Origin of the sequence: Streptococcus mitis, assembly GCF_946188695.1 — a bacterium.
GTDB classification, from domain to species: domain Bacteria; phylum Bacillota; class Bacilli; order Lactobacillales; family Streptococcaceae; genus Streptococcus; species Streptococcus mitis_DF.
The window spans coordinates 1-430 of record NZ_CAMHWI010000050.1 but is presented as its reverse complement, the minus strand read 5'-3'; the positions used below and the strand labels follow the sequence as shown (position 1 = coordinate 430).

Annotated in this window: 1 protein-coding gene; it reads left to right on the top strand. The window is 36.0% G+C overall.

Annotated elements, in window-relative coordinates; all coding sequences use genetic code 11:
- Nucleotides 1-71 precede the first annotated feature (71 nt).
- A partial coding sequence (locus N8L33_RS09940; RefSeq protein ID WP_261059749.1) for a transposase family protein occupies nt 72-430 on the top strand: 359 nt, incomplete at its 3' end.

Here is a 430-nt window from a genome sequence, read left to right as displayed (position 1 = left end):
TTTTGTGTAGAAAAAAAGTCCCATATGACCTATAATGAAAAGCGATCAAACAACTCATTAGAAAGAATCATATGGAACAATTACATTTTATCACAAAACTACTCGATATCAAAGACCCTAATATCCAATTTATGGATATCATCAATAGGGATACACACAAAGAAATCATCGCCAAACTAGACTACGATGCTCCATTTTGTCCTTATTGTGGAAGTCAAATGAAAAAATATGACTTTCAAAAGCCGTCTAAGATTCCTTACCTCAAAACGACTGGTATGCCTACTAGAATTCTTCTGAAAAAGCGTCGTTTCAAGTGCTATCATTGCTCGAAGGTGATGGTCGCCGAGACCTCACTCGTCAAGAAGAATCATCAAATTCCTCGTATCATCAACCAAAAGATTGCGCAAAAGCTGATTGAAAAGACTTCTAT